At 66.9% G+C, this 17,399-nt stretch carries 17 protein-coding genes; 8 read left to right on the top strand and 9 right to left on the bottom strand.

All coding sequences use genetic code 11. From position 1 onward, the window contains the following. Positions 1–9: 9 nt before the first annotated feature. Positions 10–1,185 carry a low temperature requirement protein A gene (locus QP457_RS11890; protein WP_205404257.1) on the bottom strand — a complete coding sequence of 392 codons (1,176 nt, stop codon included), beginning with the start codon at positions 1,183–1,185 and terminating at the stop codon, positions 10–12. A gap of 14 nt (positions 1,186–1,199) precedes the next feature. Beyond that, positions 1,200–1,466: a hypothetical protein gene (locus tag QP457_RS11895; RefSeq protein ID WP_099818590.1), complete on the bottom strand. Its 267-nt coding sequence runs from the start codon at positions 1,464–1,466 to the stop codon at positions 1,200–1,202. 208 nt (positions 1,467–1,674) lie between these two features. On the opposite strand from QP457_RS11895, the gene QP457_RS11900 reads away from it, so the two are divergent. The 4 genes from QP457_RS11900 (at position 1,675) to blaL1 (ending at position 6,526) form a co-directional block, all read left to right on the top strand. After that, entirely contained in the window at positions 1,675–2,208 is a 534-nt protein-coding gene (locus QP457_RS11900; RefSeq protein WP_180167199.1) for an RNA polymerase sigma factor, read from the top strand. Next, positions 2,205–3,065 carry a FecR domain-containing protein gene (locus tag QP457_RS11905; RefSeq protein WP_286040599.1) on the top strand — a complete coding sequence of 287 codons (861 nt, stop codon included), beginning with the start codon at positions 2,205–2,207 and terminating at the stop codon, positions 3,063–3,065. Before QP457_RS11900 ends, QP457_RS11905 begins: the two co-directional genes overlap by 4 nt. Before the next feature lie 70 nt (positions 3,066–3,135). Beyond that, a complete protein-coding gene (locus QP457_RS11910) occupies positions 3,136–5,562 on the top strand; it encodes a TonB-dependent receptor (RefSeq protein ID WP_205404259.1) in 2,427 nt (808 codons plus the stop codon). A gap of 94 nt (positions 5,563–5,656) precedes the next feature. Beyond that, positions 5,657–6,526: a L1 family subclass B3 metallo-beta-lactamase gene (blaL1, locus tag QP457_RS11915; protein WP_205404260.1), complete on the top strand. Its 870-nt coding sequence runs from the start codon at positions 5,657–5,659 to the stop codon at positions 6,524–6,526. A gap of 266 nt (positions 6,527–6,792) precedes the next feature. On the opposite strand, the gene QP457_RS11920 is transcribed toward blaL1, so the two are convergent. Beyond that, entirely contained in the window at positions 6,793–7,335 is a 543-nt protein-coding gene (locus tag QP457_RS11920) for a DUF411 domain-containing protein (RefSeq protein ID WP_205404261.1), read from the bottom strand. A gap of 121 nt (positions 7,336–7,456) precedes the next feature. Beyond that, positions 7,457–7,810, bottom strand: coding sequence for a CopL family metal-binding regulatory protein (locus QP457_RS11925; protein ID WP_100552623.1), 354 nt, complete (start codon positions 7,808–7,810; stop codon positions 7,457–7,459). Between the two features lie 80 nt (positions 7,811–7,890). On the opposite strand from QP457_RS11925, the gene QP457_RS11930 reads away from it, so the two are divergent. Further along, the gene (locus tag QP457_RS11930; RefSeq protein ID WP_205404262.1) at positions 7,891–8,325 is read left to right on the top strand and encodes a hypothetical protein; all 435 of its coding nucleotides are present in this window, start codon (positions 7,891–7,893) and stop codon (positions 8,323–8,325) included. A gap of 143 nt (positions 8,326–8,468) precedes the next feature. Next, the gene (locus QP457_RS11935) at positions 8,469–9,473 is read left to right on the top strand and encodes a DUF4034 domain-containing protein (RefSeq protein ID WP_240196395.1); all 1,005 of its coding nucleotides are present in this window, start codon (positions 8,469–8,471) and stop codon (positions 9,471–9,473) included. A 54-nt stretch (positions 9,474–9,527) separates the two neighbouring features. On the opposite strand, the gene QP457_RS11940 is transcribed toward QP457_RS11935, so the two are convergent. After that, positions 9,528–11,813: an FdhF/YdeP family oxidoreductase gene (locus QP457_RS11940; RefSeq protein ID WP_205404264.1), complete on the bottom strand. Its 2,286-nt coding sequence runs from the start codon at positions 11,811–11,813 to the stop codon at positions 9,528–9,530. A 212-nt stretch (positions 11,814–12,025) separates the two neighbouring features. Here QP457_RS11940 and fdhD point away from each other — a divergent pair, with 212 nt between their 5' ends. Continuing rightward, complete coding sequence (fdhD, locus tag QP457_RS11945; RefSeq protein WP_205404265.1) at positions 12,026–12,883, top strand: formate dehydrogenase accessory sulfurtransferase FdhD; 858 nt, start codon at positions 12,026–12,028, stop codon at positions 12,881–12,883. Positions 12,884–12,893: 10 nt separating this feature from the next. Here the strand turns inward: fdhD and QP457_RS11950 are convergent, their stop codons facing one another. Beyond that, positions 12,894–13,430, bottom strand: coding sequence for a peroxidase-related enzyme (locus tag QP457_RS11950; protein WP_099818599.1), 537 nt, complete (start codon positions 13,428–13,430; stop codon positions 12,894–12,896). Between the two features lie 105 nt (positions 13,431–13,535). Between QP457_RS11950 and QP457_RS11955 the strand changes: the two genes are divergently transcribed. After that, the gene (locus QP457_RS11955; protein WP_205404266.1) at positions 13,536–14,417 is read left to right on the top strand and encodes an AraC family transcriptional regulator; all 882 of its coding nucleotides are present in this window, start codon (positions 13,536–13,538) and stop codon (positions 14,415–14,417) included. Positions 14,418–14,424: 7 nt separating this feature from the next. Here QP457_RS11955 and QP457_RS11960 read toward each other — a convergent pair whose 3' ends face one another. The 3 genes from QP457_RS11960 to QP457_RS11970 form a co-directional block, all read right to left on the bottom strand. Then, a complete protein-coding gene (locus QP457_RS11960) occupies positions 14,425–14,985 on the bottom strand; it encodes a TetR/AcrR family transcriptional regulator (RefSeq protein ID WP_180167211.1) in 561 nt (186 codons plus the stop codon). A gap of 5 nt (positions 14,986–14,990) precedes the next feature. Further along, positions 14,991–16,523: an MFS transporter gene (locus tag QP457_RS11965; protein ID WP_205404267.1), complete on the bottom strand. Its 1,533-nt coding sequence runs from the start codon at positions 16,521–16,523 to the stop codon at positions 14,991–14,993. A gap of 124 nt (positions 16,524–16,647) precedes the next feature. Further along, complete coding sequence (locus tag QP457_RS11970; protein ID WP_205404413.1) at positions 16,648–17,370, bottom strand: hypothetical protein; 723 nt, start codon at positions 17,368–17,370, stop codon at positions 16,648–16,650. Between the last annotated feature and the right edge of the window lie 29 nt (positions 17,371–17,399).

Genomic DNA, 17,399 nt, shown 5'->3' on the forward strand with positions numbered 1-17,399 from the left:
GGCAGGCGGTCAGTCCCGCAGCAGACGCCGGTGCTTCAGCCGTGTATCGGCCAGCCCCACCGCCAGCAGTACGATGCTTGTCAGCCACCCTGCGGCCAGCAGGTGCATCCATGGCAGCACGAAACCGAGCACCACCAGCGCCGCCGCCCCCGCCAGGTGCGAACGCGGCACGCGGCCGTAGACCGCCCGCTTGTACAGTGCGCTGCCCAGCAGGTAGATCAACGGTCCCGCCGCCAGCATCGCGGCATACGGCAGGGTCACTGCCGCCTCCGGCTCCTCCATCACCAGATCATTGCCGACGGCGGTGGCGATGATGCCGGCGATCAGCAGCGCGTGCACGTAGTGGAAATAGGCGCCGATGCGACCGGGGTCGTCGGAACGGGTGATGGTGTCGGTAGCGTCCCGGCTGGAGATGCCGAAGTACAGCCACCACATCGCGATCGTACCGGCGAAGGTCGCCAGCACCGCCGAAACCACCTCTCCACTCCAGTGTTCCACCTCGCTCAGCACGCCGCCGGTTGCCAGCAGCGTCTCACCCAGTGCGACGATCACGAACAGCTGGCAGCGCTCGGCCAGATGCCCACCTTCGATGGTCCACTCGCGGGTACGCGAGCGACCGAGGCCGGGAAACGCGAAGCCGAACATCGGCGAGATGTATTCGCAGGCGACGGCCAGTGCCCACAGTGCCAGCCGCGCATTGCCCTCGACCGCTGCACCGGCCAGCCAGAAACAGGCCGACACGCTGACCCAGGCCAGCATGCGCCTGAAATTGGCGGCCAGCGGGTGTGCGCGCCCTACTTCCAGCAGGACGAACAGCGTCCGCCCCACCTGCATCGTGGCGTAGGCGCCGGCGAATATCCACGCGCGTCCGGCAAAGGCTTCGGGGATGGACGAAGACATCAGCAACGCCAGCAGCATTGTGACGAACAGCAGGCCGCGGATGCGCGGCGCTTCCGGGTCGAACCAGTTGCTGACCCAGCACGCGTACTGCCAGCCGAGCCAGACCGCAAACCACAGCACCAGCGTCTGCAGCACGCCCAGCAGGCCCAGGTGGTGCAGCAGGTGGTGGCTGAGCTGGGTGACGGCGAACACGTAGACCAGATCGAAGAACAGTTCTTCGTAGGTCACCCGTGCATGATGGCCATCGCGACGACGCAGGGCGGGAAGACGGGGTGATACCGGCATCGCGGATCCTCGCTTCAGCGGCCCAGCCGCCAGAAAATGACACCGGCCACCAGCGCCGGAACGGCAAACACCAGCAGCAGGATCGGCAACTCCTCGCGCACTGTATAGCCCGCCCGGCTGACCCCCACCCACAGATTGGCCACCGACACCAGCAGCCAGGTGCCGATGAAGGCCAACAGCGCCGTGGGCAGCTGCGAGCTGCCGGTGCTCCAGAGCCTGCCGAACAGGGCGAAGACGCCCAGCAGCAGGAACCCGCCGACGATCACCAGAAGCACGTGCATGGTCACTCTCCCCGATGGCTGCCCTGCAGCCTATCTGCGGCCGAGTGTGCGCGGCAGAGGGTGATCGTGGATTCACTTTCCGGCGGCCACGAACAATGTCGCCGCGGAACACCTGATAGCAAATGCGAACAGTTCCCATTACTATCGTGGCGCCGCGTAGGCCCGTCTTGCGTGGCCCCACCCCTTCCCGCCTGCGCCGCTTTTCCGGATGTCCACGCCACCGCACTCCCCACCACCTGCGCTGCCGCTGGTGTCCTCGCTGGTGCGCCACTACGAGGAACTGGTGGACTACCTGCGTCGTCGCTTCGCCTCGCCCGGGCTGGCCCGCGAGGTGGTGCACGATGTCTGCATCCGCCTGCTGGAACGCCCGGCCCCGGCCGACGTGCGGCAGCCGATGGCGCTGCTGCGGCGGATGGCCCACGACGCCGCGGTTGATCGTTGCCGTGCCGAAGACCTGCGCCGCCAGTGGGTGGAACCCCGTGCCGAACTGCCCGACGCCGCCTACGAAGGCGCCGGCCCGGTCAGGCAGGCCGTTGCCACGCAGGAACTGGAACGGCTGGTCGAGGTCATCCGTGCGATGCCCTGTCGACGCCGCCAGGTGTTCATCCTGCACAAGATCCATGACGTGCCGCAGGCGGCGGTTGCGCGGCGCATGGGGATCGGCCTGAAGGCCGTCGAGCGCCATCTGCGGTTGGCGATGGTCGAATGCCGGCAGACGCTGGATGCGGGAGCGCTGACGTGACAGCACCACGTCGCCCGCGCCCGCCGCGTCCGGACAAGACCGCCGCGCCCTCGCCTGATCGTGTGCTGGAACAACATCGGGACACGCTCAAGGCACTGTTTCCCGTGCCCGATGCGGCGCAGCTGTATCGCCCTCATCGCAGCCGTCGGATCGGCGGCGCCGTGCTCGGCCTGCTGCTGGTGGCTGGACTGTGCGGGCTTTACGCCTTCGATCCCGGCTGGCAACAGGGCGATTACCAGACGGCCATCGGCGAGCGCCGCAGCGTGCTGCTGGCCGATGGCAGCCGCATCGAACTGGATGCAGACAGCCATCTGCAGGTGCGCAGCCATCTGCGTTCGCGCCGCACGGTGCTGGTCTCCGGACGCGCCCGCTTCGACGTGGCGCCTTCGCGCTGGCGTCGGTTCCAGGTCGATGCTGGACCGGTGCAGGTGCGCAACTACGGCACCGTGTTCGATGTGGATCGACGCGGTGACCGCAGTGAAGTCCGCCTGTGGCGCGGCAAGGTCGGCGTGCGCGTGGCTGGCCGCGATGGCGAGCAGCGCCTGCACCCTGGCCAGCAGCTGCTGGCAGGGACAGGCCCGGTCCAGCAACCGCAGCCGATCGCCGCCGGCAGCGGAGAATGGACCGAGGGCCGGCTGCAGTTCGCGCAGACCCCGCTGGGCGAAGTGGTACGCAGCCTGCAGCGCTATCACCGCGGCGCGATCGTACTGGACGAACCCGGTCTGGCCACGCTGCAGGTTTCGGGCGTGTTCGATGGCGACCATGCCGCCACCGCGCTGGCGCTGCTGCCGGAGATCCTGCCGGTCGCCGTCCACCAGCGCGACGATGGCAGCGTCCACATCTCCGCACATCACTGAATTCCGTATCGAGGGTGGGTTGTGGCCCTGCTCATCCGGCTGCTGCTTGAACCCCTCTGAAGGACCCCGCATGACCCGCATTGCGCTGCCCGCCGCCCTGCGCCGCCTGACGCCTGCCCTGCTGGCCGTCAGCCTGTGCGCCGCCCTTCCGGTGGCGGCGCAGTCCACCCCCACGACGGTGGACGTCCATCTTCCGGCAGCCCCGCTGCAGCAGTCACTCAATGCGATGGCCAAGCAGAGCGGCATCCAGCTGCTGTTCGCTGCGGACAGGGTTGCCGGCCGCCAGGCGCCAGCACTGGACGGCCGCTATGCCCCGCGCGAGGCGCTGCAAAGGCTGATTGCCGGCCAAGGCCTGGACGTCGAAGAACGCTCGCCAGGCGTGTTCGTGATCCGCAGTGCGGTCGCAACCGCGACGCCGGCGGCAAAAGCAGACAGCCCGCGTACGGCAGCAACGCCGGCAGCCGCGACTTCGCTCGGCAGAGTGACCGTGTCGGCGTCCACCGCGCGCATGCCGCAGGGCGAGACCGCCATGCCCAACACCATCACCGTGCTCGCCCGTGAGGACATCCAGCAACAGCTGGCACTGGGCTCGGATGTATCGCGCGTGCTGTCCTCGCAGATCCCGGCATTCGCCCCGGCACGCGAGAAGATGTCCAACTATGGCGAAAGCATGCGCGGGCGCGGCATCCTCTACATGGTCGACGGCGTGCCACAGTCCACGCCGCTGCGCGACGGTTCGCGTGATTCACATACCATCGATCCGGCGATGATCGAACGCATCGAAGTGATCCACGGCGCCAACGCGCTGCAGGGTATCGGCGGCACCGGTGGCATCGTCAACATCATTACCCGCAGCGCGCCGAGCGAACCGGGTGCTTTCCTGCTGGATAGCAACCTCTCACTCACTGCCGCCTCGCCGGGCCGCCGCGATGATGATGGCCAGCGTGCTTCGGCACTGGTGGGTATCCGCGGCGAACAGTTCGACCTCGTTGCCGGCCTGGCCCATGAGCGGCAGGGCCTGTACTACGATGGCGACGGCCGTGCGATCGGCACCAATGCGCAGGGCGAACTGATGGATTCGACCTCGACCAACATCTTCGCCAAGCTTGGCTGGAACATCGCCGAAGGCCAGCGCCTGCAGTTGATGGCCAACCGCTACGAACTGCGCGGCCTGGACAATTACCTGCCCGTGGATGGCAACTTCCGTACCGGTCGCCCGGCCACGTCGGTGCCCGGCGATACGCCGCTCGATCCGCCGATGAACCGCTCACGCTCGCTGACCCTGGACTACAGCAATGCCGATCTGTTCGGCGGCCAGTTCCTGGCGCAGGCCTTCGCGGTTGATTTCGAAGGGCGTTACGGCGCCAGCCAGTGGGACCCGTGGGGCAACACGGGTGCCAACGCTGCCTGGGACCAGACCCAAAATGAATCGGACAAGCGCGGCTTCAAGCTGACCCAGAGCTGGCGCCGCATCGGCGACACCTCGCTGGACGTCACCCTGGGCCTGGATGGCCTGCGCGACCGCACCCACCAGGTATTGTTGGCCAGCGGCCTGAACTGGGTACCGCTGACGACCTACCAGAGCCTTTCCCCGTTGTTGCAGTTGCAGTGGTGGCCCACCGACCACGTCATGCTGTCCGCTGGCCTGCGTTACGAAAAGGGCGAACTGGAAGTGGGCGACTACACCACCCTGCCCCGCTACGGCGCACGCAAGGTGGCCGGTGGCAAACCGACGATGAGCGAGACGCTGCCCAATTTGGGCGCGGTCTGGTACATCAACGATCGCCTCAACGCCTACGCATCGTATTCGGAAGGCTACACCGTGGCCGACGTCGGCCGCGTGCTGCGCGCGATCAACCGCGATGGCCAGCGCGTGGACAACCTGGTGGACCTGTCGCCGGTGGTGTCGGACAACCGCGAGATCGGGCTGGAATATGACGATGGTCGCTTCAGCGGCGACATGGCGTACTACACGTCCGAATCCAAGCTGGGTTCGGTACTGGTCTATGACGCCGGCATCGATGCCTACAACGTGCAGCGCCAGGCTACGCGGGTGGAAGGCTTCGAGACCAACCTCCGCCTGCGCCTGGGCGACAGCCGCCTTGGCCTGGGCTATGCCCGCGCCAATGGCCGCTACGACGCCAATCTGGATGGTCAACTGGAAAGCGACCTGGCGGGCGTCAACATCGCCCCGAACCGGCTGACCGCGTTCTGGGAACAGAGCTGGACCTCGCAGCTCAGCACCCGCCTGCAGGCCAGCCATGCCTTCGATCGCGACTTCGACCTGCGCGGCGTGCCGGTGGCTAGTTTCAAGGGCTACACCACGTTCGATCTGGTCGCCCGCTATGCGCTGGACAAGAGCAGTTTCACGCTGGGCGTGCAGAACCTCGCCAACAAGCAGTACATCACCTACTACTCGCAGACCACGCCATCCAACCCGAGCTATTTTGCCGGGCGCGGACGTGTGCTGACGCTGGGATGGCAGTACCGCTACTGAGAGATGGCGCCCTTATGGGTGCCATGAAATCTATGCGTGACGCGACGAAGGAGGCCCATGCTAGTTTCTGGGCCTCCTTCATCGGTGTCCTCCCATGCGCCTGCAGACCCTCGCCATCACGCTCGCTGCCCTGCTTCCCGCTGCGGCTTCTGCCGCCGAACCGCCGCTGCCGCAGCTGCGTGCCTACACCGTGGATGCCTCCTGGCTGCAGCCGATGGCGCCTCTGCAGATTGCCGACCACACCTGGCAGATCGGCACCGAAGACCTGACCGCGCTGCTGGTGCAGACGCCGCAGGGCGCGGTGCTGCTCGATGGCGGCATGCCGCAGATGGCCGACCACCTGCTGCGCAACATGAAAGCACGCGGTGTTGCGCAGCAGGATCTGCGCCTGATCCTGCTCAGCCATGCCCACGCCGACCACGCCGGCCCGGTTGCTGCGCTCAAGCGCGGCACCGGTGCGCAGATCGTGGCCAATGCAGAATCGGCGGTGCTGCTGGCGCGCGGGGGCAGCAACGACCTGCACTTCGGCGACGGCATCACCTATCCGCCGGCCAACGCCGACCGCATCATCATGGATGGCGAAGTGGTCACGGTGGGCGGCATCGACTTCACCGCGCACTTCATGCCGGGCCATACGCCGGGCAGTACCGCCTGGACGTGGACCGACACCCGCGATGGCACGCCGGTGCGCATCGTCTACGCCGACAGCCTGAGCGCACCGGGTTACCAGTTGAGGGACAACCCGCGCTATCCGCACCTGATCGACGACTACCGTCGCAGCTTCGCCACGGTGCGCGCTCTGCCCTGCGACATCCTGCTGACCCCGCATCCTGGTGCCAGCAACTGGAACTACAGCGCTGGTGCCAAGGCCGGTGCCAAGGCCCTGACCTGCAAGGCCTATGCGGATGAGGCCGAGAAGAAGTTCGACGCGCAGCTGGCCAAGGAAGCGGCCGGGGCCCGCTGATCCTGTAGCCGAGCCGATGCTCGGCTTGCCGGCCGAAAGCAGCCGAGCGTGGGCTCGGCTCTACACGTGGCGCGCCGAAGAAGGACTACGTGGATGCAGCCGAATGGGCGCTCGACACGCAGCTGGCCAAGCGGCCGGGGTCCGCTGATTCTGTAGAGCCGAGCCGATGCTCGGCTTGCCGGCCGAAAGCAGCCGAGCGTGGGCTCGGCTCTACACAGGCCGCGTGGAAGGGTGCCGGTCAGACCGACCGGCACCGCCACTGACTGTCAGCCTCCCTGCCCGTGCTGTGCGAAGGGCTGGGTGCTGCCATCGGCCAGCACCAGCTCTACGGTATACGGCTGCACATAGCCATCAGGCATTTCCATGCCCGGAGATCCGGCCGGCATGCCCGGCAGCACCAGGCCACGCGCCGTCGGCCGTTCCTTCAGCAGGCGCTTGATGTCGCTGGCAGGAATATGGCCTTCCACCACATAGCCACCGATCTCGGCGGTATGGCAGGACGCCTTGCCGGCCGGTACGCCGAGGCGCTGCTTGACCGGATGCATGTCATCGGTGTCGCGTATCTCAACCGGGAAGCCTGCGGCTTTCAGGTGGTCGGCCCACACGCCACAGCAACCACAACTGGCCGTCTTGTGCACGATGGCCAGCGGCAGTTCCGGATCGATCGTCGCCTCAGCCATCACTGCGACTGCCGAGGCGGTTGCGGTTGCGGTTGCGGGCGAGGACACGGCTTCTTCAGAGGCGCGCGCGCAGGCGGTGCCCAGCAGAACGGTGGTAAGCAACAGGCTCAGGGAAAGAGTGCGGTTCATATGTCAGGTTGTCCTTTGCAATCGCAGGCGCGAGCGCCTGCCACCCACACGACGGATTCGCGTGGGTCAGGTAAATGAGGGGGGTACTGCAGGACGGCAGGCACGCAATGCCTGCGCGCGATCAGGCGATCGGCGGACGGATCAGGTGCGGCAGCGCAGGCGCGGGATGACCGGGTCGCAGCGCCTCGCCGGGCACTGCACGTCGCGGCGATGCAGCAACGCTTGCCGCCGACGGCAGCATGGCCACACTGGCCGGCACGCATTCGCAACCCTCGCTGCTGCACGCGCCTGCGTCCCGTTCATCGCAGCAGGCGGGCGCGGCAGAGATTGCAGTGTTGGCGCTCTCGTGGGGCGCACCGCAATGACCATCGCTGGCCTGACCGTTGATGCCGCCCGAGGCAAGCGCCAGCGCCGGTGCATTCAGCACCAGGGTCAGGAGCAGCATCAGTCGCAGCAGCAGGCCGGATATATCCACGGGCTGATGATAGCCGACGCACGAGGCACCCGCCGCCACTGCCTGGTGTCATCATGGATGACGTTCATTGGAGCATTTCCATGTCTGCCCGCTGCGCCCCTGCCGCCCTCCTGCTGTCTGCGTTGCTGAGCTTTCCGGTCATGGCAGGCGAACGCCAATGGACCGTGCTGTCCAGCGGCGATGCTGACGATACCCATGAACGCTGGCAGGTGAGCGCGACGCGGTTGCATACGCTGCCCGCCTTCGACCCGGCGCGCGCCGAGCCGCCGCTGTCGGTACATCAAGCGACGGCGGCAGCGCTGGCCCACGCACGCCAGCGTTATCTCAGCGATGACTTCGTGGTCTCCGAGGTCAGCCTGCAGCGCTTCACCGCCGGCGCGGCGCCGCCTGCCGAAGACGCAGCGCGCGGCTGGGTGTACCTGGTCAGCCTCGACTACAACGCCAAGGGCTGGACCCAGATGGTTCCTGTGTTGCTGGATGGTAGCATCGTGTTGAGCGACAACGAGAAACCTTAGGGGCGGTACGCGCCGGCCTGTTCGGCTGGCTGACCCGTCCCGGACTTGCGCGGTGCACCGGTCTGTGGCGATATGGCGGTCGCGCCCGCGCCCCTAGGCTCGGGCCTCCTCCAGGACACGGAATTGTCTCGATGAATGGAATCATGCGATCGCTGCTGGCGCTCGTCCTGCTCTTCGCCGCCACGTCCATCCGTGCCGACGAACTGACTGATCGCCACGCTGTTACCCGGCAGGCCACCGAACTGTTCGAGAAGCAGGATTTCGCCACGCTGGAACGACTGGGCGAACGCTACCGCACGACGGATCAGCGCTTCGGCAGTGGCGTCTGGAAACTGTCCACCTACTACGCCGGTATCTCCAGAGCGTTCAGCATCACCAACCGCGACCCCGCCTATTGGGCTGGCCGCGAGAAGATCGTGCGCACCTGGATCGAACGGCATCCGAAGTCGCCAGCGGCGCACCTGGCCATGGCCAGGATGCTGTCCAGCCACGCATGGAGCATTCGCGGCAGCGGTTATGCCAACACGGTCAAGGACCAAGACTGGGCGCCCTTCAATACCTACCAGCAACAAGCCATCGACTACCTGCAGCAGCACAAGGCCGTCGTCTCGACGGATCCATACTGGTACGAGCTGATGGAACACCTCGCCATCGAGCGCAGCTGGCCACTGGAGCAGTTCATCGCACTGCACGACGAAGGGATCAAGCGATTCCCCGGTTATTACCCGCTGTACTTCGCGGCCGTCCGCTACTTCGCGCCAAAATGGGGTGGCGATGCACAGGGCTTGGAGATCTACGCACGGCGGGTCATGGCTTTGGCGCCGCCGCGCGATCAGTACATGCTGTATGCGCGCATCTACTGGGTAGCCTCGCAGGATGAGTATGGCAAACGCCTGTTCATCGATTCGGCCGTCGACTGGCCGAGCATGAAACGCGGCTTCGAGGACATCCTGGCGCGCTACCCGGACGAATGGAACCAGCAGGCGTTCGCCTACTTCGCCTGCCAGGCCAATGATCGGGAAACGGCCCGCGGACTGGTGACAAAGATCCAGGAGCCCATCCTGGCGGTGTGGCGGGATACCGCCGACTACTACCGTTGTTCGTTTGCCCTGGACGAAGATACCAACCCACACCTGGGCGCCCGCTAGCGCCGAGTCTACTCGACGCCACCGGCCCCGCCGGCAAGCAGGCATGACTCTCCTCTACGCTGGCACCTCGACCTGCGCGCGCATCCGTACCGGAATGGACTTCGCCGCTGGCGTACCGCTGATCCGATCGTAGTAGTCCAGCGGCAGCAGCGGGTTCAGCTCCGGGTAGTAGCCCGCCAACGCGCCGCGCGGCATCGGATAGTCAAGCACGGTCAGGCCTTCGATGTGCCGCGTCACGCCGTCGTCGCTGATCGTTTCCAGGCTCACCAGGGCTTCCTTGCCGAGCCCGCGCGCCAGACGGTCCTCGATGTTCATGAACACCACCATGCGATCGTTGTACACGCCCCGGTAGCGGTCGTTGTAGCTGTAGATGGTGGTGTTGTACTGGTCGTGCGAACGCACGGTAGCCAGCCGCAGCATCTCCGGGTCATCGACCACCGTGTTCACTTCCAGACCCGGCATGACCAGGATGTTGGCCTTGCCGTTCGGCGTCGGCCACACGCGCCGGCGCGGTGGAATATCCAGGTGGAAGCCGTGCAGTGCCCGGATGCGTTCGTTGAAGCCTGCGTAGATGTCCGGGTAGACGGCGGCGATCAGGTCGCGGATCGGGCCGTAATCATGCATGTACGCGGCCCAGTCCACCTTGCTGTCCGGCAACGCCGCCATCGCCATGCGGCAGACGATCTCCACCTCCGGCAGCACGTGCTCGCTGGCCGGCTCCAGCACACCACGCGATGCCGTCACGTTGGACATCGCATCTTCGATGGTGACGAACTGTTCTCCCCGCGGCGTGCGGATCCACTCCGAACGCGCCACCACCGGAAGGATCAGCGCGTCGCGGCCATGCACAAGATGACCTCGGTTGAGCTTGGTGGCGATGCCCACGGTCAGTTCCAGCTTGCGCATGGCTTCGTAGGCGCGTTCGGTATCGGGCACCGCATGGATGAAATTGCCGCCCATGCCGATGAACACCTTGGCGCTGCCATCCAGCATCGCCGCGATCGACTCGACCACGTGGTGGCCGTGTTCGCGTGGCGGATCAAAACCGAATACCTGCTGCACACGATCCAGGTAGCGCGCCGTGGGCTTCTCATCGATGCCGACCGTGCGATCGCCCTGCACGTTGGAATGCCCGCGGATCGGGCCGATGCCCGCGCCCGGCTTGCCGAAGTTGCCGCGCAGCAACAACAGGTTGGCCACCTGCTGCAGCAGCCGCGAACCCTGCTGGTGCTGGGTCAGGCCCATTCCATAGCAGATGACCGTCGCGCGCGAACGGATATAGATCTCCGCGCAGCGCCGTATCTGCTCCTGCGCGATGCCCGACACCCGCACGATCTCATCCCAGTCCTGCGCCAGCACGTCTTCGCGCAGTGCCTCCAGGCCAACGGTATGCTCGGCCAGGAAGGCATGATCCAGCACCTGCTCGCCCTGCGCTTCGCGCTCGAACATCACCTTCATCATGCCCTTGATCAGCGCCAGGTCGCCGCCGATGCGCACGTGCACGAACTCGCTGGTGATCTCGGTGGAACCGAACGTGGCCATCTGCACCACATCCTGCGGTTCGGTGAAACGGATCAGGGCGCGCTCGGGCATCGGGTTGACCGCCACGATCGGCACGCCGCGTTTGCGTGCTTCCACCAGGTTGCTCATCATCCGCGGCGAGTTGGTGCCGGTGTTCTGGCCCATCACGAAGATCGCCTCGGCGTGTTCGAAGTCGTCCAGCACGATGGTGCCCTTGCCCACGCCGATCACCGGCGGCAGGCCCCGGCTGGTCGGCTCGTGGCACATGTTCGAGCAGTCCGGGAAGTTGTTGGTGCCGAACTCGCGCACGAAGATCGAATACAGGAACGCCGCCTCGTTGGGCGTGCGGCCGGAGGTGTAGAACTCGGCTTGGTCAGGGTTATCCAAAGCCTGCAGATGCTGGCCGATCAGCGCGAACGCCTCGTCCCATTCGCAGGGAACATAGTGATCGGTGGCGGCGTCGTAGCGCATCGGCTCGGTCAACCGGCCCTGCAGCTCCAGCCAATAGTCGGTCTGCGCCATCAGCTCGGTGACGGTGTGCTGGGCGAACAGCTCGCGGGTCACCCGGTGCTGGGTCGCTTCCCAGGCCAAGGCCTTGGCGCCGTTCTCGCAGAATTCCAGCTTCTTGCGGTGGTCGGCATCGGGGAACGCGCAGCTGGGGCACTTGAAGCCACCCGGCTGGTTCATCGCCAGCAGTGCCTTCGATCCTTTGCCGATCACGCTCTGCTGCAGCAGCACCTTGGCGGTCGCACCGGCGGCCCCCCAGCCGCCTGCCGGTTGGTTGTAGGGCTTGTAACGCGGCGGCTTCTGTTCGGACATGGTCGGGAACCTGCGTTGGTGGAGTGCCTGCCTGCAGTGCCGGGCCCGCGCCCGGCTGCCGTGGCCAGTCAAGCACGCCGGCAACCGCGGCGCCATAGCCCGGCTGTGGTAACGCAGGCTGCCATGGCAACGGTTACCGCCGCGTCTTCACTGGATGGCTGCGTTATTCTGCGGGCGTAGCCTGCCCTTCTGCTTTGCCCAGGATGTGCCGCATGCCAGGATCGACGCCGCCCTCCCCTCCGCCCGCCGGCACGGCACTGCGCACGTTGCAGCGCTGGCGCAGCACGGGGCAGGAGCAACAGGTGGACGTGATCGCCGAAGAAGTGCCGGTGGTGATGCGCTACAACGGTGCCGCCTTCGCGGTGATGATGGCCACGCCGTGCGACCTGGAGGATTTCGCCTTGGGTTTCTCGCTCAGCGAAGGGTTGATCGAGCGGCCAGATCAGCTGCTGTCCGCCGAGGTGCAGCCACAACTGGAAGGCATCGAGCTGAAGATGACCGTGTCCGCCAACGCCCCTGGCGCAGGGCTGGACCCCGACAATGGCCGCCTGCTGCCTGGTCGTGGCGGTTGCGGATTGTGTGGTGCGCGTCAGCTGGAAGACGTGCTGCGTCCGCTGCCCCCGGTGAAGGACCGCCGCACCTATCAGACGGCTGCCCTGCAGCGGGCGCTGGCCGGGTTGGCCCCGCACCAGCCGATGAATGCTGCCAGTGGTTCGACCCATGCAGCGGCGTGGGCCGATGCCAGCGGCCGCATCGGCTGGGTGCGCGAAGACGTGGGCCGTCACAACGCCCTGGACAAGCTGATCGGTGCGCTGCACCACAACGAGCACAGCATCGATGGCGGCCTGCTGCTGGTGTCCAGCCGTGCCAGCTACGAAATGGTCAGCAAGGCAGCACGCGCCGGTGCCAGCGTGCTGGCCGCCGTCTCGGCACCCACCGCGCTTGCCATCGATCTGGCCCGCAGCGCCGGGCTGTGCCTGGTGGGTTTCGCCCGCGAAGGGGGCTTCAACGTGTATACCCATCCGGAGCGACTGCAGGGGGATGGCCTGCACGGCCATCCGCCCGCCTGACGCGGCGCTCTCAGCGCAGCGCCACCTTCGGGAAGTCCACCGGCACGTCAAAGGCCACGTTGACGTAGTTGGTGAACAGATTGAGCGCTACATGGGCCAGGATCTCCACGATCTGCTCGTCATCGAAACCAGCCGCGCGCAGCGCCTGCACGTCAGCGTCGGCAATCTGCGCACGCTGCTCGACCACCTTCAGCGCGAAGTCCAAGGCGGCGGCGGTGGCCGGATCGCTGGACTGGCCGATCTGTGCAGCGGCCATCTGTTCGCCACTGGCGCCGGCCTTGCGCCCCAGCGCCGTGTGCGCGGCCAGGCAGTATTCGCAGGCATTGCGGTTGGCGATGGCCACCGCGATCTGCTCACCCAGCAGCGGCGACAGACGGCCGCCACCCAGCGCGCCAAATGCGCCCCACATGCTCTGCAGCGCGGCAGGCGAGTTGGCCACGGCACGGAACATCGCCGGCGTGGCGCCGAAGGCGGCGTGGACCTGGCCCAGCAGGGCCTGGCGCTCGGGCGTGGTCGAGGTCGGATCGATCAGGGGAATGCGGGACATGGGGTACTCCTTGCGATAGCGCCCGGGATTGGACGATGGGCGCATCGTAGGTAGACTCGCCGGACGAATTGAGCACTTATCTCCAGATATGTTGTCCATTCATCCATGATCGCCACACTGCCCCCAATCCCACCGTCCGACGATGTGCCCGACCGGCTGTCGACCCTGCTCGAACGGTTCCGGGTACAGGCAGCGCTGTTCCATTCCGGCCCGTTGTGCGGACGGCACGTGTTCGAACCGCAGCCGGGGCGCGCCTTCCTGCACATCCTGCGCAAGGGGGAAATGGAGGTGCATCACCCCGACGCGGACTGCATCACGCGCCAGCTGAAGGTCACCGCCCCCAGCCTGCTGCTGTACCCGCGGCCACTGCGGCATGTGTTCCTCAACGCGCCGCTGGACGGCCCTGATTTCACCTGCGCCACGCTCGATTTCGACGGCGGTGCACGCAATCCGGTCGTCCAGTCGCTGCCGCCGGTGATGGTGGTGCCGCTGTCAGCCATCGGTGAACTGGACGGCACCCTGCACCTACTGTTCGCGGAAGCCGACCGCCAGCGCTGCGGCTCGCGCCTCCTGACCAACCGGCTGTTCGAGGTTGCCCTGATCCAGGTGCTGCGCTGGGTGATCGATCATCCCGATGCTGCGGGGGTAAGCCACGGGTTGATGCGCGGGCTGTCCGATGCGCGCCTGGCACGCACGCTGGTAGCCCTGCACCAGTCGCCGCAGCAGGCCTGGACCCTGCCGAAGATGGCGGCCATCGCCGGGCTGTCGCGCAGCGCGTTCGCGGCGGTGTTCAAGGACGTGATGCAGACCACACCGGCCAGCTACCTGCTGGATTGGCGCTTGAGCCTGGCCTGCACCCAGCTGCGCGCGGGGGCAGCGGCCAAGCAGGTGGCGACCGAGGTCGGCTTTGCCGATACCGCGTCATTGTCCAAGGCGTTCCGCAAGCGCCTGGGGCTCTCGCCCCGCGCGTGGCTGGCGACGCTGTAGCCCGCGGCTAGTCCTTAGGGGACTGCTCAGGAGAGAGCAGCCCGCCGATCCGCTCGGTCAACTGTGCGCGCACGTTCTCGTCCAGCTGGCCTTCGTACATGGCCTCGTAGATCCACAGGCCGTCGGCGGCCAGCCGCGCCACGAAATTGTCCAGCGCCGCAGGGTCGTCGCTGCCGGCGGCCGGTGGCGAAGGTGCCCAGCGCTGCACTACCGGCGCCCACGGCCGGTCGCTGGGGAACTCAGGGTCCACCGAGTCCAGCATGAACATCAGCTCGGCGCGGGTGGCACTCTGCGCCGAAACGCGCACGAAGGTCTGGTAGCGCTCCAGCGCAGTGGCCTCGCCGGCCGACTTGCCCAGCAGCGCCTCCATCGATGCTTCCCAGCTCTGCACCAGGTGCTCGTCGATGCCGCGCAGCAACGCTTCGCGCGACGGGAAGTGGTACAGCAGGCCGCCACGGGTCAACTGCGCCTCGGCCGCCACCGATTCAAAGGTGACCGCACGCACGCCGTCGCGGTTGATCACGCTGACGGCGGCGTCGAGGATGCGCTCGCGCTTGCTGGTTCTCATTGCCGCTATTTTACGCGATCGGAAGCGCCGTCGCGGCCGCCAGCACGTCCACGCAGCAGGCGCGCGATGATCACCGCGCCGGCCGCCAGCACCGCGCTGATCACCAGCAGCACGATCTGGTAACCGCGATCGTAGGCCGCGGCAGCCAGGGCGAACCACTCACCCTGCCCCGCCTCACGCGCCACGTGCAATGCCTGGGTGAACCCCTCGCGCGCGGCGGCCGGAATGTCCGCCGACTCCGGCAGGAACGCGCCGTACATCGCAGCGCTCAGGCTGCCCAGCAGCGCGACCGCCAGCAGGCCACCGAACTCGTAGGACACCTCCTCCACCGACGAGGCCATGCCCGCACGATGCGGCGGCACGTTGTTGAGGATGGCGGTGGACGCCACCGAGATCGCAGCACCCATGCCGAAGCCGGTGATCGCCATGCCGGCCACCACCCAGCCCAGGCCGTGCGGGAAGCCCAGCGCCACCACGCCCACACCTGCCGCGCCAGCCGCCAGGCCGCCACAGATCAACGGACGCAGGCCGACACGATGCAGCACGCTGCCGCCCAGCAACGCGCTGGGCAGGCTGCCCAGCGCCGCCACCGATACCAGCAGGCCGGCCTGCAACGGGCTGAGGCCGGCCACCAGCTGGAAACGCTGGGTGGTGAGAAGCTGCAGCCCGGCCATCGCAAACAGGGTGAACACCGCCGACAACGTGCCGGCGAGGAACGCCGGGTTACGGAAGATGGCGAAATCCAGCAGCGGATAGGGCAACTGCTGCTGACGGCGGCTGAAGGCGAAGCCGGCGATGAGCGCCAGCAGCAGCGAGACAGCGCCCACACCGTACGAAGGCGGGGTGGCGATCAGCGACTTGATCGCCAATACCAGACCCGACAGCGCGGCCAGGGCAAGCAACGAGGACAGCAGGTCCCACGGCCGCGTGCTGTCGCGCCGCCCTTCCGGCGCCAGTACCAGGGTCGCGATGAAGGCGACCACCACCACCGGTACGTTGATCAGGAACACCGAGCCCCACCAGAAGTGCTGCAGCAGCCAGCCACCGATGATCGGCCCCAGTGCCGCACCGACGATGGCCACCGAACCCCAGATCGCGATGGCGATGTTGCGCTCGCGCTCTTCATGGAAGCTGAGCCCGATCAATGCCAACGTGGCCGGCATCATCGCCGCCGCACCCACGGCGAGGAAGGCACGCGCTGCAATCAGCTGCGCGGCGGTCGCAGAGAACGCGGCCGCCAACGAGGCGACGCCGAACACCACCAGGCCGATCAGGAACATCCGCCGGTGGCCGATGCGGTCACCCAGGGTGCCAGCGCCCAGCAGCAGGCCGGCCATCACCAGCGGATAGGCGTTGATGATCCACAGCGACTGCCCGGCGCTGGCCGAGAGTTCCTCGGTCAGGGTCGGCAGCGCCGTGTACAGCACCGAGTTGTCCAACGTGACCAGCAGCAGGCCGGCGGCGACGGTGAACAGCAGCGACCAGCGTCGGGCGCGCGACAGGGACGGAGCACCGTCCAAGGGCTGGGAGAGAGCCATGGGGAACCTGGAGGGGAAGGAGTACGCCCATAACTATACAGGACATCCTGTATAGTTATGGATGTCCCAGCGAACGCCATTCAGCTTCCGGGAGGCGCCATGCCCGCTGCCGCAAGGCCCTGGCTTACCTGCACTCCGCAGGCAATGCAGCGACCGCCTGCACTATCGGCTCCTGCATGGCCTGGCCTACTTCGGCATCCAGCTCGCCACGCAGATGGCCGTGCTGCCGCTGCATCGCGTCTTCGCACAGCGCACGCACCCGCGCACGGGCGTTGCTGCGCAGCGTGCTGCAGCGCCAATCCCCCCCTCCCAGCGGCAGCACCGAATAGACCACGCTGTTGCAGGCGTTGCCGGCGCGTTCTGGCAGTGGGCGCCCGCCGAAGTCACGCGGCGCACTGCTGCGCTGCGGGTCGAAGTAGCTGTCCGGGAAGGTGCGTGCGTACTGTTCGATATCCACCTCGATGCTGCCGCCATCGCCTGCCGGCAGGCGCAGTGGCTGGCCGCAGCCGGTGGCATCGGCGCGGTGCTGGATGTACTGGTAGATCGGCCGGTCCAGGCTCGCATCCTGCGTGGTCACGGTGCTCACCGCCGCCAGCACCGGCAGTGACGCACGATTGGCCATGCGTGCCAGCACTCCCGCCTGCGCCGGTTCGCAACGGTCGCGCAGCGTCGCCACCAGCAGGAACAGCAGGTCATCACGAAAGGCCTTGTCTGCAGCCATGTGATGTTCGATGCGTGCCTGCGCTTCCGCCGCCGGTGCGGGAAATGCCACTGCCGGTGGCGAGGGCGCGTGCGTTGCGTTCCACAGCAGCGCCACGCCGGTCCCTGCCAGCAGCAGCACCACCATCAGCAGCGCGACGGTGTGTGCGCGGAGCC

It is taken from the genome of Stenotrophomonas sp. As-7 (assembly GCF_030291015.1).
GTDB lineage: Bacteria > Pseudomonadota > Gammaproteobacteria > Xanthomonadales > Xanthomonadaceae > Stenotrophomonas > Stenotrophomonas lactitubi.

Excerpts from the sequence above, each read along its gene's own strand:
- QP457_RS11890 (WP_205404257.1), bottom strand. The coding sequence starts at position 1,185 with ATGCCGGTATCACCCCGTCTTCCCGCCCTGCGTCGTCGCGATGGCCAT.
- QP457_RS11895 (WP_099818590.1), bottom strand. The coding sequence starts at position 1,466 with ATGCACGTGCTTCTGGTGATCGTCGGCGGGTTCCTGCTGCTGGGCGTC.
- QP457_RS11900 (WP_180167199.1), top strand. The coding sequence starts at position 1,675 with ATGTCCACGCCACCGCACTCCCCACCACCTGCGCTGCCGCTGGTGTCC.
- QP457_RS11910 (WP_205404259.1), top strand. The coding sequence starts at position 3,136 with ATGACCCGCATTGCGCTGCCCGCCGCCCTGCGCCGCCTGACGCCTGCC.
- blaL1 (WP_205404260.1), top strand. The coding sequence starts at position 5,657 with ATGCGCCTGCAGACCCTCGCCATCACGCTCGCTGCCCTGCTTCCCGCT.
- QP457_RS11920 (WP_205404261.1), bottom strand. The coding sequence starts at position 7,335 with ATGAACCGCACTCTTTCCCTGAGCCTGTTGCTTACCACCGTTCTGCTG.
- QP457_RS11930 (WP_205404262.1), top strand. The coding sequence starts at position 7,891 with ATGTCTGCCCGCTGCGCCCCTGCCGCCCTCCTGCTGTCTGCGTTGCTG.
- QP457_RS11935 (WP_240196395.1), top strand. The coding sequence starts at position 8,469 with ATGCGATCGCTGCTGGCGCTCGTCCTGCTCTTCGCCGCCACGTCCATC.
- QP457_RS11940 (WP_205404264.1), bottom strand. The coding sequence starts at position 11,813 with ATGTCCGAACAGAAGCCGCCGCGTTACAAGCCCTACAACCAACCGGCA.
- fdhD (WP_205404265.1), top strand. The coding sequence starts at position 12,026 with ATGCCAGGATCGACGCCGCCCTCCCCTCCGCCCGCCGGCACGGCACTG.
- QP457_RS11950 (WP_099818599.1), bottom strand. The coding sequence starts at position 13,430 with ATGTCCCGCATTCCCCTGATCGATCCGACCTCGACCACGCCCGAGCGC.
- QP457_RS11955 (WP_205404266.1), top strand. The coding sequence starts at position 13,536 with ATGATCGCCACACTGCCCCCAATCCCACCGTCCGACGATGTGCCCGAC.
- QP457_RS11960 (WP_180167211.1), bottom strand. The coding sequence starts at position 14,985 with ATGAGAACCAGCAAGCGCGAGCGCATCCTCGACGCCGCCGTCAGCGTG.
- QP457_RS11965 (WP_205404267.1), bottom strand. The coding sequence starts at position 16,523 with ATGGCTCTCTCCCAGCCCTTGGACGGTGCTCCGTCCCTGTCGCGCGCC.
- QP457_RS11970 (WP_205404413.1), bottom strand. The coding sequence starts at position 17,370 with ATGGTGGTGCTGCTGCTGGCAGGGACCGGCGTGGCGCTGCTGTGGAAC.